The 14,979-nt window shown below is 44.2% G+C and carries 13 protein-coding genes; 12 read left to right on the top strand and 1 reads right to left on the bottom strand.

What is annotated here, in order from left to right; genetic code table 11:
• The first annotated feature begins 347 nt into the window (after positions 1 to 347).
• From panB to D0466_RS06390, 12 genes are all read left to right on the top strand, one after another.
• Positions 348 to 1,184 carry a 3-methyl-2-oxobutanoate hydroxymethyltransferase gene (gene panB / locus D0466_RS06445; RefSeq protein WP_117321691.1) on the top strand — a complete coding sequence of 279 codons (837 nt, stop codon included), beginning with the start codon at positions 348 to 350 and terminating at the stop codon, positions 1,182 to 1,184.
• Positions 1,181 to 2,029, top strand: coding sequence for a pantoate--beta-alanine ligase (panC, locus tag D0466_RS06440; protein WP_117321690.1), 849 nt, complete (start codon positions 1,181 to 1,183; stop codon positions 2,027 to 2,029). Before panB ends, panC begins: the two co-directional genes overlap by 4 nt.
• A 16-nt stretch (positions 2,030 to 2,045) precedes the next feature.
• The gene (panD, locus tag D0466_RS06435; RefSeq protein ID WP_117321689.1) at positions 2,046 to 2,429 is read left to right on the top strand and encodes an aspartate 1-decarboxylase; all 384 of its coding nucleotides are present in this window, start codon (positions 2,046 to 2,048) and stop codon (positions 2,427 to 2,429) included.
• Between the two features lie 153 nt (positions 2,430 to 2,582).
• Complete coding sequence (dinG, locus tag D0466_RS06430) at positions 2,583 to 5,369, top strand: ATP-dependent DNA helicase DinG (RefSeq protein ID WP_117321688.1); 2,787 nt, start codon at positions 2,583 to 2,585, stop codon at positions 5,367 to 5,369.
• Positions 5,370 to 5,493: 124 nt separating this feature from the next.
• Positions 5,494 to 6,339, top strand: coding sequence for a ComEC/Rec2 family competence protein (locus D0466_RS06425; protein WP_117321687.1), 846 nt, complete (start codon positions 5,494 to 5,496; stop codon positions 6,337 to 6,339).
• A gap of 173 nt (positions 6,340 to 6,512) precedes the next feature.
• Positions 6,513 to 6,683, top strand: a complete 171-nt coding sequence (locus tag D0466_RS06420) for a YpmA family protein (protein ID WP_117321686.1) — start codon at positions 6,513 to 6,515, stop codon at positions 6,681 to 6,683.
• A gap of 5 nt (positions 6,684 to 6,688) precedes the next feature.
• Positions 6,689 to 7,171, top strand: coding sequence for a cell wall elongation regulator TseB-like domain-containing protein (locus D0466_RS06415; protein ID WP_142919900.1), 483 nt, complete (start codon positions 6,689 to 6,691; stop codon positions 7,169 to 7,171).
• 16 nt (positions 7,172 to 7,187) lie between these two features.
• Positions 7,188 to 8,372, top strand: a complete 1,185-nt coding sequence (locus D0466_RS06410; protein WP_117321684.1) for a pyridoxal phosphate-dependent aminotransferase — start codon at positions 7,188 to 7,190, stop codon at positions 8,370 to 8,372.
• A 522-nt stretch (positions 8,373 to 8,894) separates the two neighbouring features.
• The gene (gene asnS / locus D0466_RS06405; RefSeq protein WP_117321683.1) at positions 8,895 to 10,187 is read left to right on the top strand and encodes an asparagine--tRNA ligase; all 1,293 of its coding nucleotides are present in this window, start codon (positions 8,895 to 8,897) and stop codon (positions 10,185 to 10,187) included.
• 209 nt (positions 10,188 to 10,396) lie between these two features.
• Positions 10,397 to 11,092, top strand: coding sequence for a DnaD domain-containing protein (locus D0466_RS06400; protein WP_117321682.1), 696 nt, complete (start codon positions 10,397 to 10,399; stop codon positions 11,090 to 11,092).
• Positions 11,093 to 11,116: 24 nt separating this feature from the next.
• Positions 11,117 to 11,773, top strand: a complete 657-nt coding sequence (nth, locus tag D0466_RS06395; RefSeq protein WP_117321681.1) for an endonuclease III — start codon at positions 11,117 to 11,119, stop codon at positions 11,771 to 11,773.
• The gene (locus D0466_RS06390) at positions 11,770 to 12,312 is read left to right on the top strand and encodes a YpoC family protein (protein ID WP_117321680.1); all 543 of its coding nucleotides are present in this window, start codon (positions 11,770 to 11,772) and stop codon (positions 12,310 to 12,312) included. Before nth ends, D0466_RS06390 begins: the two co-directional genes overlap by 4 nt.
• A gap of 12 nt (positions 12,313 to 12,324) precedes the next feature.
• Here D0466_RS06390 and D0466_RS06385 read toward each other — a convergent pair whose 3' ends face one another.
• Entirely contained in the window at positions 12,325 to 14,967 is a 2,643-nt protein-coding gene (locus tag D0466_RS06385) for a penicillin-binding protein 1A (RefSeq protein WP_233522556.1), read from the bottom strand.
• Between the last annotated feature and the right edge of the window lie 12 nt (positions 14,968 to 14,979).

The raw sequence follows: 14,979 nt of genomic DNA, 5'->3' as shown, positions 1-14,979 counted from the left end.
TGTTATCAAGAGGCCGGCTTGGATAAGCAGTTAAAGGGAAAACCGTTGTTACAGATGTGCAGTTTTTGCCATTACCGTAACGTCGGCAACTTTTGCTGCGTGTTCCCTAAGTCAGCCTCTTTTTATATGCATGCGAAGTGATAATGGCAGCGGCAATATAAATTGAATGTATGAGTACCATTATATTTTTGGCTCATTCATGTGTAACCAGGGTTTCACATGCCATTCAGCAAAGCTAAAATGAGTCAAAAATAAACAAAATTATTTATCAATTGCGTAACTCGTTAGTTCAACTTATTTAAACGCTGGTGTTTCATCTCCTCTAACAAAAAAAGGAGGAAGCGAAAATGAAACTCTCTGGACATTTCATGAAAATGAAGCAAAACAATGAAAAGATTGTCATGCTGACAGCCTATGATTTTCCTACAGCAAAGCTTGCCGAGCAATCCGATGTCGATATGATCCTCGTCGGTGACTCGCTTGGAATGGTCGTTTTAGGTTATGAATCTACGATACCAGTCACCGTGGACGATATGATCCATCATTCCAAGGCTGTTAAAAGAGGCGCACGTGATACTTTTGTCGTAACAGATATGCCTTTTATGAGTTATCACCTTTCTTTAGATGAAACATTAAAAAACGCAGCCCGCATTATCCAGGAAGGCCAGGCAGATGCAGTAAAGGTAGAAGGGGCAGACGATGTTATCGAAAAGATCAAAGCTCTTACAAAAGCGGGCGTGCCCGTAGTTGCCCATCTCGGCTTGACTCCGCAGTCTGTCGGTGTGCTTGGGGGATATAAAGTACAGGGGAAAGACGCCGAAGCTGCCGAAAAGCTGCTTGACGACGCAAAAAAGTGTGAAGAAGCAGGGGCAATCGCATTAGTGCTTGAATGTGTTCCCCACCAGGTTTCTGAAATGATTACCAGGACGCTGAACATTCCAACGATCGGGATTGGCGCTGGTGCCGAGACAGACGGCCAGGTTCTTGTTTTTCATGATGTCGTTAATTACGGAGTTGACCGAGTGCCTAAGTTCGTCAAGCAATTCGGAGATGCAAACGGATTGATTTTTACTGCCTTATCACAATACGTAAAAGAGGTAAAACATAAGGAATTTCCTGAGGACAAGCATAGCTTTTCCATGAAGGAAGAGGAAGTTTCTGCACTATACGGAGGGAAAGTATGAAAATCATCACAACTGTGGGCGAAATGCAAGAAGCCATCACGGCCGAGAAGAAACTCGGCAAAACGATCGGTTACGTCCCGACCATGGGTTATCTTCACGATGGACATCTTAGTCTATTAAACCATGCAAGGAAAGAAAATGATATTGTCGCCCTGAGCATATTCGTCAACCCTATCCAGTTTGGACCGACCGAGGACTTTGCAACATATCCCCGCGATATGGACAGGGATGAAAAAGTCGCAAGGGAAGCAGGCGTGGATTACATCTTTTTCCCAACGGTACAGGAAATGTACCACGATGAAATATCTGTCCAGGTCACTGTTCAAAGCAGGACGGATGTATTATGCGGCAGCAAAAGGCCCGGCCATTTTGATGGGGTGGCTACTGTGCTTACCAAACTGTTCAATATCATCAAACCGGATAAAGCATACTTCGGGATGAAGGATGCCCAGCAAGTTGCTGTGGTTGACGGATTAATCCGTGATTTTAATTTCGCTATCGAGCTTGTTCCTGTCCCGACTGTCCGTGAAGAAGACGGACTTGCGAAAAGTTCGCGCAATGTGTACCTGTTGGAGGAGGAACGAAAGGATGCCAAGGAATTATACCAAAGCCTCCTTCTTGCACAGCAGGCCATCACGAGTGGGGAGGATCGCCCGGAAGAAATTATCCGGATGATCAAAGAACATATTGGGACTCATACAGGAGCCGAAATTGATTATATCGAAATCTATTCCTATCCTGAACTTAAAGCAGTGAAACAATTGCATGGAAAAATCCTGATCGCGCTTGCCGCGAAATTCACAAAAGCAAGATTGATAGATAATATCACGATGACATTATCCTAGAAAGGGGTGCTTGGCATTGTTCCGCACAATGATGAATGGAAAAATACACCGTGCCCGCGTAACGGAGGCAAACCTTAATTATGTGGGAAGCATAACGATCGATGAAGATATATTGGATGCCGTCGGTATGCTCCCAAATGAAAAAGTTGCCATTGTAAACAATAATAATGGGGCAAGGCTTGAGACATACATTATACCGGGGAAAAGAGGATCGGGCGTTGTTTGCCTTAATGGGGCTGCAGCCCGTTTAGTTCAGCCCGATGATATTGTCATTATCATATCTTATGTAATCGTCCCTGAAGAAAAGGTCCATGACCATAAGCCAAAGGTTGCCATTATGGACGAAAATAATAAAATTGTCGAATTAATCGCACAGGAGCCTGAAGCAACCATACTGTAAAATCCATCCCTCACTTCCTGAGGGATTTTTTTATACACAGGAAGCCAGGGGCGATACAGCAGTTTTGCACCTTTCCTTAAAGCAGTAATAAATGATATGGTATAAAGAAGATTTGAATTGTTAAAAGGCAATTTTTTAGAGGTGTACATAAAAATGGCGCAGCGATATGCAGTTATTGATTTGGAAACTACGGGAAATTCACCGAAAAAGGGCGACAGGATCATCCAGTTTGCCGGTGTGGCGATCGAAAATGGAAAAATTGTTGAGGAGTTTTCAACATTCATTTGCCCTAGGCAGGAAGTGCCGGTATTTATTGAAGAGCTCACAGGCATTACCAATGACATAGTTAAGGATGCCCCGGAATTTGAAGAGGTAGCCCCAAGGATCGTTGAGTTCCTTCGCGATTCTTGTTTTGTTGCCCATAATGTTCTGTTCGATCTTTCTTTCCTCCAGGAAGAATTGACCCGCTGCGGCTTTGAAGGTTTTTTTGGATCGGCCATTGATACGGTCGAGCTGGCAAAAATCACGAAACCGACCTCGGACGGCTATAAATTAAACCAACTGGCAAGGCAGGAAAATCTGGAACATGACCGGCCGCATCGTGCTGACAGCGATGCTTATGTGACCGCGCTACTTTTTTTGGAATTAAATAAAAAACTTGCCACACTCCCGTTAATTACACTTAAAAAGCTTTATAAGCTTTCTTTTTCATTAAAAAGCGATATTTCTGATTTGCTTGATGAACTAATGTCTGGAAAATTGGCAAAAACTGAGGTTCGCCGCCATGACATAAAAATATTCCGCGGCCTTGCCTTAAAAAAGGAAAGCGGCAAAGATGCATATGAACATCAGGAATCTACAATCTATTACCCTGCGGACAATGAAAAAAAGGCCGAGTTGATGCAAAGGTCGATTCGAGACATGGAATACCGGCAGGATCAGTTTAAAATGATAGATCTGGTGTTCGAATCTTTTCAGCTCGGTCGCCACGCGATCATCGAGGCGGGCACCGGAATCGGTAAAACATTGGGTTATCTGATTCCGGCTGCCTTTTTTGCAAAACAGCAAAGGAATACTGTTCTTGTTTCCACGTATACGATCCAGTTACAGGAGCAGCTCATTCATAAAGAAGTGCCGAAATTAAAAGAAATGCTGCCGTTCAATATCAATGCCGTGCTGTTAAAAAGCAAGAGCAATTATTTAAGCCTGGCCAAATTTGAACGGGCACTTCGTGAAAAAGACGACAATTATGAAACGGCTCTCGCTAAAATGCAGATTCTAATTTGGCTGACCGAAACAGAGACAGGCGACAAGGATGAACTTAATTTAACAAGCGGCGGCAAGCTGTTTTGGGAAAGGCTTCAAAGTAATGGTAACATTGATCCGGCCCTTTTCCAGCCATGGGCTGCGGCGGATTTTTATGAAAGGGCCAGGCGAGTGGCACGGACCGCGGATCTCATCGTCACCAGCCATGCCTATTTGGCGGCAGACCTGCTTTCTGGTGAAAGAACGATCCCGGCTGATGGTTTCGTAATACTGGATGAAGCACAGCATTTAGAGCATGCCGCTGCCAAGTATTTGGGCTGCAGGCTGGACTATATTTCTGTTAAGACGCTGCTTAACCGGTTCGGGACCTACGAGCAGAAACTGCTGTTATACAGGCTGCAGAAGATGGTTAAGGACAACAAGCTTCAAGGATTGAAGAGCATTGCCGGCTTGGAACAGGCGCTGGGGGATTTTAACTACGGATTTGAGAACTTGTTTTACCTGCTTTCCGGGATTGCTGAGACGCACCTAAGCGATCAAGGAACGGGACGGTTGGCAATGAAAGTGAAGGAACATCCGGAGTGGAAACAGGTATCCATGCTGGCTGAGAGATTGATTGACCAATTAGGGGTGATTACATCACAGTTGGAAGAGCGGGTTGACGCCCTAAAACAGATAGATGCATTAGGGAAAAATTCACGGTTCTTCATCGGGGAGTTCGAAATGCAAGTTCAAAAGTTGAAAAAAATCAGCTCAGTGTTAAGGGGAATTTTTATCGAACCATCGGATGGATACATTTATTGGATGGATTATACAAAATCTGCTCCCCACCACGGTCTGTCTTTATCTTCTCAGCCTATCGCGGCGGGAGCCGCTTTATGGGAGACTTTATTGGCTTCCCAAAAAAGTGTGGTCATGACTTCCTCAACCTTATCAGCCAAGAATTCTTTCCAATTTTTTAAAAGACAGCTTGGCATTAAAGATACGGATATGAAAGCAGTCAAGCTGCCCTCCCCTTTTGACTATTCCAAAAGAGTAAAGGCATTTATTGCGTCAGATATGCCTGAAATGAACTTAGTCTCCCAAAGTGAGTTTACAAAGGCTTCTTCTGAGCACCTTATCTCTGCAGCAAGGGCGACGCGCGGCAGGATGCTAATATTATTCAATTCCCAGGACATGCTGCGGGAAACCTTCCAGCGTGTGAAGGATTCGGGGGAACTTGAAGAGTTCACCCTGTTGGCACAGGGCATAACAGGCGGAAGCAAGCTAAAGCTGCTACGAAACTTCCAAAGCTTTGACAAGGCTCTTTTATTTGGTACAGCAAGTCTTTGGGAAGGCATTGACCTGCTGGGGATCGATCTTTCATGCCTTGTGATCGTGAGACTTCCATTTTCCCCGCCTGAAGAACCGGTTACAGCGGCTAAATGTTCGCTTATGGAAAAGCAAGGTAAAAATTCATTCTCGGAGTATTTGCTGCCGGAAGCAGTGCTAAGATTTCGCCAGTGCTTCGGCCGTTTGATAAGTTCGAAAGTCGGCAAGGGTGTATTGCTTGTCCTGGATCGCCGTATCAGCACGGCAAGGTATGGAAAGGAATTCTTGGGGGCAGTTGCGGGACTCAAGTGGGAGGAAGTCTCAGTAAGGGCTTTGGAACGAAAAATTGAAGAATGGATATGAAAGGATGTCCCGGCATATAGGACAAAATCTACAAGAAAAGGCTGCATTTTACCATTGCGGCAGGGATAATTTTCAAAGGAAACAGGCAATCTATGGATAAAGTCATTTTTTTGGAGGAAGTTTCGTGAATTTGATTTTTTCCTTAATGCTCGCTTTAACCGGATTGCTGCCAATTGCAGGCATGGAACCTGCTGTCCCTGAGGAAATAGAGAAAATAGACCTGAACCTAATGGAGAAGGAATACGCGGTTACATTCTTTGATCTTGGTAAAGGAGAGTCTTCTATCATCCAGGGGGCCGGGGGTTCGGCTATCATGATCAATACAGGAGCGGCCGAGGACTACGAAGAACTGAAAAAATGGCTTCGCCTCTATGGGGTTAAACACATAGATTCTATTATCCTGACCAGTTCAGGTGATGGGTACGATGGCAATGTAAAAGATATTGTAGATCAATACAATGTTGCCCGGGTTATTGCGGGCAAGGGGATGAATGAAAAGGTCAACGGGCTCTTGAGCGATTTCCCTGACATAGAAATAGATTTTTGGAACAGCCAATCAAAAGAAACCTTTTTGGACGAGATAGAAATCGGTGTGCTTCACGAGAGTGAAGAGGGAGAAGAAGAAGGGCTGGATTTATCGATAAAGATCAGGAACAATCACCTTTTATATGTAACTACATCTTCTCAAATAATCAGGAACAAGCTTTTGGCATTAACACCGTCAAGCGTTCAGATCGTCCGGGCCCCATTTTTGGCTATGCCGCTTGAAGTGGCAGAACATTTGGACCCGCATGCCGTGATCCTCGATGAACATACTGAAAAACCGGAACAGAAGGAAATGGTCAAAAAATGCCATGAACTCTGGATAGAGGTTTTTAACATTGCCAATCAGGGTACAATCTCAACAAAATTTACCCAAGCCAACCATGAAATATTCCCTATAAGGAATTTTCTCCATACGAAAAACTGATACAAACGCTTGGGAAAGAATCCCACATTTTACAAGCCAGTAAAAAGAAATTTGCAAAAGAGTGAATATTTATAACGAAATGGATGCCAAGCTGTTATAATGAATTTTATAATCCTGTTATCAGTTTATTGATCAAAAACAGAGAAATAAATACTTATTGGAGGAATCAAGGAATGGAAAGCAAAATTGAAGTGCTTTCGACAGTGACGATCCAAAATTCACCGGATTTATACAAAATTGTCGATGTATTGAACCGCACTTTAAAAGAAAAAGACCTGATGTTCGGGCTTGCGCTCGAATCTGATAATCAAGAAAAAGCAATTTTTACGATTTATCGTACATAGAAAGAGTGAGACGCATTTTGAAAAAATGGCTGATTGGTACTGCCGTAGCTTTGCTCTTTGTGGCTGGTATTATCGCAGGTGCCTACATGAACGCATTAGGGCCAAAAAAGGATGCAGCACAGGACGCGTTCCGTGCCGCAAAAGAGGCTAGCGGCCTTGTTACAATGGATGATTTTTTCATCTATAATGGCAAGGATTCCTATAATGTTGTGGTAGGCAAAACGGCCGGCGGCGAAAAACAGGCAGTGTGGCTGCCGAATGATGCTAATAAAAAGCCGTTCACCGCAAATTATGATGCCGGAAAGTCAAAAAACGAAATTTTAAAGATAGCAGGTAAAAACCCGAAAGAAATTATTTCCATAAAACTCGGTATGGAAAATAACACACCGCTTTGGGAAATCACATACCTTGATAGTTCGAACCGTTATAATTACGACTATTATGATTTCAAGACCGGGGAATGGCTTAAATATTACCGAAGTATATAGAATGGGGGATATTTTCATGAAATTAGCTAGCCGTGTACAGGCATTGACACCATCATCAACGCTGGCCATTACAGCAAAAGCCAAGGAACTTAAAGCACAGGGCCATGACATTATCGGTCTTGGCGCTGGCGAGCCGGATTTCAATACGCCGAAGCATATCATCGATGCCGCCTATAATTCTATGTTAGAGGGCCATACAAAATATACCCCTTCTGCAGGGCTGCCAAAGCTCAAGGAAGAGATTGCAGCCAAATTAAAAAGAGATCAAGGCATTAACTATCAGATGTCTGAAATCATGGTCGGATCAGGGGCAAAGCATGTGCTGTATACCTTGTTCCAGGCTATTCTCGATGAAGGCGATGAAGTCATCGTACCGATTCCATACTGGGTAAGCTATCCGGAGCAGGTCAAGCTTGCCGGAGGCATCCCGGTATATGTTGAAGGAAAAGAAGAAAACGACTTTAAATTAACGAGGGAGCAGCTTGAAGAAAGCATTACTGCCAAAACAAAGGCAATCGTCATTAATTCGCCAAGCAATCCCACGGGCATGATTTACTCGGAGGAAGAGTTGCGCACAATCGGCGAAGTATGCCTGGAGAATGATGTATTGATCGTGTCCGATGAGATTTATGAAAAGCTCTTATACGGCGGCGCTGTCCATGTTTCAATAGCATCATTGTCACCTGAATTAAAACAGCAAACGATCCTGATCAATGGCGTGTCCAAATCGCATTCCATGACCGGATGGAGGATTGGTTATGCAGCGGGGGAAGAAGCGATCATTAAAGCGATGACGAATCTTGCCAGTCATAGCACATCAAATCCGACGACGACTGCCCAATACGGTGCAATTGCAGCTTATTCAGGCCCACAGGATGAAGTAGAGCAAATGCGCGCAGCCTTTGAAGAACGGCTGAACATTATCCATCAAAAGCTTGTCGAAATTCCCGGAATTACATGCCTGAAACCGCAGGGCGCTTTTTACTTGTTCCCGAACGTGAAAAAAGCTGTGGAACTTACAGGTTATCATAGTGTAGACAGTTTCGTGGAGGCTTTGCTCGAAGAAGCGCTGGTAGCTGTCGTCCCAGGTTCCGGCTTTGGAGCGGATGACTATATCCGCCTTTCTTACGCAACATCGCTTGATCAATTAAAGACGGCGGTTGAAAGAATCCATAAATTTGTAAACGCCAAAATGGCCTAAGAAGCCCTATACTTCCGACGGATTGTTAATTCAGATATAAACTATAGGTAAGCATTAAAATATATAATTTTCTTTGAAAATTGCTATGTTTGATAATCTCCATTTCAGCGAAGCTAATATAATGTGAAGCCATGGTTTTACTGATGGAGCATAATCAAGGTTCCTCCGCCTGTTAAAATCATACCTGAACTCATGCAGGCAGTATGCCAGGGCAATCTTCGCCTATGTTGAGACCCGTCAATCGGCGGGTTTTCTTTTTTGGGGAAAGTATGAAACTTTCTTGCTGCTTAAAGGAGAAGACCGACAAGGCCGCCACTTCCTTATGTCTTCATCTGTGTGGCCCACATCTTGAAGACTTGACTGGCCTTTGTCTTCTCGTTGCAAAGGCTCGTCAATCGGCGGGTTTTGTAAATATAGATATTCATCCCTATCCAGAATGTATTTGCCTGCCCTGTAGTTGTAAATGTATAATGTAAAAGGTGAATTTTTAGTTTGGGTTGTAAATTTGGAGGGAAATGTAACGTGAAAATTACGATAACGGAAGCTAATAAATATGTCGACCAGCAAATCACGATAGGCTGCTGGCTGGCAAACAAACGCTCAAGCGGAAAAATTGCGTTTTTGCAGCTGCGTGACGGTTCCGGGTTTATCCAGGGAGTTGTTGTACGCGACGATGTTGGCGAGGAAGTTTTCGCACGGGCCAAAGCATTGACACAAGAATCATCCTTATACGTAACAGGCATCGTCCAAAAAGATGAGCGTTCCCCTTTTGGCTATGAACTGCTTGTCAAAGATATCGAAGTGATCCATGAATCAGTCGATTATCCGATTACGCCAAAGGCCCATGGAACTGAATTCCTTATGGATAACCGACATTTATGGTTGAGGTCCAAACGCCAGCACGCGGTCATGAAAATCCGTAATGAAATCATCAGGGCCACTTATGAATTCTTTAATAAAGAAGGCTTCGTCAAGGTCGATCCGCCTATTTTGACCGGGAGTGCCCCGGAAGGAACTTCCGAACTATTTGCTACCAAATATTTCGAAGAAGACGCTTATCTTTCACAGAGCGGTCAATTGTATATGGAAGCGGCAGCGATGGCACTCGGCAAAGTCTTTTCATTTGGCCCTACCTTCCGTGCGGAAAAATCAAAGACAAGACGCCATTTGATCGAGTTCTGGATGATCGAACCCGAAATGGCTTTTTATGAATTCGAAGATAATCTCCAGGTCCAGGAGCAGTATGTCTCCCATATCGTCCAGTCGGTCCTTGGTAATTGTAAGCTTGAGCTGAATACTCTTGGGCGGGATACTTCCAAGCTTGAACAAATTAAAGCACCTTTCCCGCGTATCTCTTATGATGATGCCATTAAGTTCCTTCATGAAAAAGGCTTTGATGATATCCTGTGGGGCGATGATTTCGGGGCACCGCACGAAACGGCAATCGCCGAAAGCTATGATAAACCGGTATTCATCACGCATTATCCAACATCGATAAAACCATTCTATATGCAGCCGGACTCTGAACGGGAAGAAGTTGTGCTTTGCGCGGATCTAATAGCCCCTGAAGGCTATGGAGAAATCATCGGGGGTTCGCAGCGGATTCATGATCATGCATTATTGGAAGCGCGCGTCCAGGAACACGGACTGAGCGAGGAAGCTTATAAATGGTATCTTGAACTTAGGAAATACGGCTCTGTGCCGCATTCCGGTTTCGGCCTTGGCCTTGAGCGCACCGTAGCATGGATCAGCGGAGTGGAGCATGTACGAGAGACCATCCCATTCCCGCGCTTATTAAACAGATTGTATCCGTAAATGGTTGCACATGGTGAGCCAAAAATCTCATAGCCTGAAGCTATAAATTGATTATTCCAATAATATAAGTGAATTGAACGGCATTGCCGATAAGCGGCGATGCCGTTCTTTTTTCTTCTTGAAATACCGATGCTGTTAAAACTTTCATCTTATTTGGCGCTTAATCCGCCAATCCATTTCGTGTTATACTTGGTTAGAGGTGTCTTATCATGATTAAGGATAAATTATTTGCATGGTTCAAGGAAGGTACGATCACGATTCCTTCTTTTCTTTTTAGCCATTATAAAGCGATGGGCCTAAATGAAGAAGAGGTCATGCTATTATTACAGCTCCATAATTTCCGGGAAAATGGAAACGAGTTTCCGACACCTGGGCAAATTGCAGAAAGAATGACTTTTGGGGAACAACAATGCCTTGGGATGGTCCAAAGGATGGTCCAAAAGGGCTTCATTGAAATCAAGGAGGAATATCCAGGTTCCATCCTTCATGAAAGCTATTCAATCGAACCGATGTTTGAAAAAATGATCGAATGCTTCCTGAAAACGCAGAATGAGGCTGAAATTGTAAAGAACGCAGCAGATAATGAAAGCCTGTATACCATTTTTGAAAAAGAATTCGGCAGGCCTTTGTCCCCGTTTGAATGCGAAACGCTTGCCATGTGGATGGAAGAGGACCACCATGCTGATATCATTAAAGCGGCGTTAAGGGAAAGTGTATTATCCGGAAAGGTGAATTTCCGTTATATTGACCGGATTTTGTTTGAATGGAAAAGAAACGGAATTAAAACCATGGAACAAGCAAAACAACATAGTGAAAAATTTCGCATTCACCAGAAGCGGGCAAAAAGGGTGAAACCAGCCGCCGCATCGAATGAAATCCCTTTTTATAACTGGCTGGAACAGTGATATACAGTTTAAAGGAGTAATAAGATGCTTAATAAAGCACAAATACGAAAGTGCCTGGATATTATAGGGGAAATGTTTCCGGACGCCCATTGCGAACTGAACCATTCAAATCCGTTTGAACTGGTCGTTGCGGTTGCATTATCCGCCCAATGTACGGACGCTTTAGTAAATAAAGTTACGAAAAATCTCTTTCAAAAATATAAAAAGCCTGAGGATTACATACGTGTCCCTCTTGAAGAACTCGAACAGGACATTCGTTCAATCGGACTGTACCGGAACAAGGCTAAAAATATCCAAAAGCTTTCCGGGATGATCATCGAGGAATACGGCGGGGAAGTTCCAAGGGACCGGGATGAATTGACGAACTTGCCTGGCGTTGGGAGAAAGACGGCCAATGTTGTCGTTTCCGTTGCTTTTGGAGTCCCTGCAATAGCGGTCGATACCCATGTCGAAAGGGTCAGCAAACGCCTGGGAATATGCCGATGGAAAGACAGCGTGCTGGAAGTGGAAAAAACATTGATGGCCAAGGTACCAAAGGAAGAGTGGTCGGTCACCCATCATCGCCTGATTTTCTTTGGTAGGTACCATTGCAAGGCACAATCGCCCAAATGTGAGACCTGCCCACTTCTCGATCTCTGCCGGGAAGGGAAGAAAAGGATGAAAAGGAAAGAAGTGAAATGAGCGGGCTTATAAGATGCCGCATTCCTGATGAACTGAAGCATCCGTTGTTTTTTTCCATTGAAGCTGCCGAAATTTCCCGGGACGGTTTACAAGAATGGTCCACTGCTTCCGATGCCCCCTATTTTGTTTATGAACTATTATATTGGAATGGTTTGGGCGGTTACCGTCCATGGGAGGCGGTTCAACCGCCTCTCCTTAACATTTTTGCGCAATGGGAAGGAATAAAACAGAGGGCTGGTTTGTTCTTTTCCGAAAGAAAAGCCGACGATGCAAGACTTTATATGATAGACGGATTGTCCCTATTTATGTCGGCTCTATTCTGGCTGCACAATCAGCCGGTCAGCCTTAATAAATGGAAAACCTCCATTGCAACTTTTCCATTCAAACCGGTAAACACAGCGGACAGGTTGAGCTTTATACTTTCACGCCCTGGTCTTTATCATTCCTTTATCCAGCTTGGGCAATTATTTGTTGAGTTGGAGAAACAATATTATAAAAAAGAAATTGTTTCTAAAAAAACGTCTAAGCCTGGAGCTTAGACGTTTTTTGCATTAATCATCATCGGAATCAGTAGCTGGGGGATTGGTTACATTTCCGCCGTTACCTGGCCAGCCTTCAGAGGGGTTCTCTTGACCGTCATCATTTCCGTCCCCATCTTCATTGCCATTACCAGGGGATCCTCCATTCCCGGAATCATTGCCATTTCCCTGCTCATTTCCGTTGCCCGGATTGCCATTGCCATTGCCAGGAGCATTTTCTTCACCTGGTGGCAATGTTTCCTCAGGGTCTGTACCCGGTAGCTCTTCCATGGCGTTTGGATCAGCTATCTCAATTGTAGTCGATACAGGGTCGCTGCGCTGGCCATCTGCTAGTGCAGTAACAGTAAAGGTATACTTAGCCCCTGGTATGACACTTTGAATTGTTAACGCATGTTCATTTAAGGTGATTTCCCTTTCGCCGCCTTTATCACTGGAAATTTTGACTTCAAATTCAGGTTCTTTATCTTCGCTTTCCTCATAATCCCAAACCAATTCAATTTCATTGCCATTCTGGTCATAAACAGCGTTCACGTTATATGGCGCTTTAAGTTTTTCGTATTTTTTCGTTACTTCGGTAGGTTCATTTTCTTTTAGAAAATACTCATATACTATTTCGTGTTCCGGTGTATATTCATTCGGCAGCATGGCTGGGTCTGACCCTTTGACAATTCCGACTTTCGCGACGCTGCTTGGTTGTTTAAAGTCTTTTGTTTCTTTTCCTTCTGAAACATGCTGCATAAGCTTGCGGAAAGCTTCCTTAGGAATTCCCTGTGAGCTTTTGCCCAGGAAATTTGATTTATTTTCATACCCGGTCCAGATAGCGGCAGTATAATTTGTTGTGTACCCGGCGAACCAGGAATCAAGGGCACCGCCCGGTTCTACATTATACTTTATTTTATCTTCCGCAGAATAGTTGGTTGTCCCTGTCTTGCCTGCAACCGGAAGTCCCGGGATATCTGCAAGGACACCTGTACCGTAACTTTGCTTCAAGACACTTTTTAACATGTCGGTAACCATAAAGGCCGTTGAATCCTTCATAACCGCCCTCGACTCCGGTTTATTCTTGATCGTTGTGCTTTTATCCCGCAGCACAATCTTTTTAACAGAGTGGGGCTCATTGTAAATGCCGCTGTTTCCAAAAGCACTATAGGCTCCTGCAATATCGAGGGAGGAAACCTCAAGTTTCCCGCCACCGATCGCATCCGCTTCAACCAAATCCTCTTTGATTGGCAGGCCTAAATTTTTGCCAAATCCTTGTGCGCGGTCAATCCCGACCTCCTGGAAGGTTTTAAGGGCCGGGATATTCAGGGAGCGCCCAAGCGCTTCACGGATGGTCATCTTGCCGTAATGCTGCCTTGAGGCATTGTTTATTTTTACGCCATTTGAATATTGATATGGTTCATCAACGATTTGTTCATATGTGGACCACTTTTTATACTCGATAGCCGGACCGTAATCAAAAATCGGTTTTATGGTGGACCCGGGGGACCTTTTCGTATCAGTGGCATAATTCCAGCCACTGTTGAAGTCAGCGCTTCTGGAGCCGCCTATTGCACGAATTTCACCTGTTTTTGTATCCAACAGGGTAATTCCCGTTTGCAATGTATCGCTCGGGAAATTAATGATTTCATTTGTGGTAAGCATTTTGTGCACATATTCCTGGGCATCCCTGTCAAGCGTAGTATGGATTTCAAGGCCGTCAGCGAAAATATTGTAGTCCCCCATTTTCTCAACTTCCTTGATTACCTGGTCCACGAATACTTCATAAGGAGTGCTGTCCATTTGGTTCTGCCCTTTTTTTGCGAGTCCCTTCTTGATTGGGATATCCTGGGCTTGTTCCATTTCTTCCTTTGTGATGAAGCCGTGCTTATTCATTAAATGAAGCACAACATTCCGGCGTTTTTCCGCCCTTTGTGGATGCTCGAACGGATTATATCGGGCGGGGCTCTGCGGCAGGCCGACAAGCATGGCGGCTTCATGAAGCTCAAGATCTTTTAATTCTTTTCCATAATAGATTTCAGCAGCGGTTCCAATACCGTTTGCACGGTTTTCAAAGAAAATTTTGTTGACATACATTTCAAAAATTTCTTGTTTAGTGTATTTTTGTTCTAGCTGCAAGGAAAGCCACATTTCCTGGGCCTTCCGTTTCAGGGTTTTCTCAGGTGACAGATAAGAACGTTTTACTACCTGCTGTGTGATTGTACTTGCACCTTGCGCGCCAAATCCTTGAGTGAGATTTGCCATAACTGCTCCGCCAAGACGCCTAATGTCCACACCATGGTGTTGATAGAAACGCACGTCTTCGGTTGCGAGGAACGCGTTTTCAACAAGCTTTGGCACATCTTCATATTCCACGTATTCCCTTTTTTGCCCGACTTCCTTAAACGGCTTCCCATCTATATCAAGAAGCGTTGATGGAACCGGATCTTTCAGGAGTTTTTCATCAAGCTTCGGTGCATCGCTGATGAAATAGGCAAATGTCGCCCCTCCCGCTACCATCCCGATGATTCCCAATGTAACAAGGAAAAGAAAAACCCTTTTAAAAAGGCCCTTCGGCTTTTTCTGCTTTCCTTTGTTCTGCACCTGGGTTTGCTTACGGCGCTCTGTTCTCGTTTTATATTTTTCAGCCATTACAGCTACCTGCCTTTCTAACAACTACGAATAAAA

Origin of the sequence: Peribacillus glennii (genome assembly GCF_003429105.1) — a bacterium.
Lineage (GTDB): Bacteria > Bacillota > Bacilli > Bacillales > DSM-1321 > Peribacillus > Peribacillus glennii.
This window is presented reverse-complemented; position numbering and strand designations above follow the sequence as displayed.

What these genes read in the sequence shown, in the direction of transcription:
- panB (WP_117321691.1), top strand. Translation starts at nt 348, where the DNA reads ATGAAACTCTCTGGACATTTCATGAAAATGAAGCAAAACAATGAAAAG.
- panC (WP_117321690.1), top strand. Translation starts at nt 1,181, where the DNA reads ATGAAAATCATCACAACTGTGGGCGAAATGCAAGAAGCCATCACGGCC.
- dinG (WP_117321688.1), top strand. Translation starts at nt 2,583, where the DNA reads ATGGCGCAGCGATATGCAGTTATTGATTTGGAAACTACGGGAAATTCA.
- D0466_RS06420 (WP_117321686.1), top strand. Translation starts at nt 6,513, where the DNA reads ATGGAAAGCAAAATTGAAGTGCTTTCGACAGTGACGATCCAAAATTCA.
- D0466_RS06410 (WP_117321684.1), top strand. Translation starts at nt 7,188, where the DNA reads ATGAAATTAGCTAGCCGTGTACAGGCATTGACACCATCATCAACGCTG.
- D0466_RS06400 (WP_117321682.1), top strand. Translation starts at nt 10,397, where the DNA reads ATGATTAAGGATAAATTATTTGCATGGTTCAAGGAAGGTACGATCACG.
- nth (WP_117321681.1), top strand. Translation starts at nt 11,117, where the DNA reads ATGCTTAATAAAGCACAAATACGAAAGTGCCTGGATATTATAGGGGAA.
- D0466_RS06390 (WP_117321680.1), top strand. Translation starts at nt 11,770, where the DNA reads ATGAGCGGGCTTATAAGATGCCGCATTCCTGATGAACTGAAGCATCCG.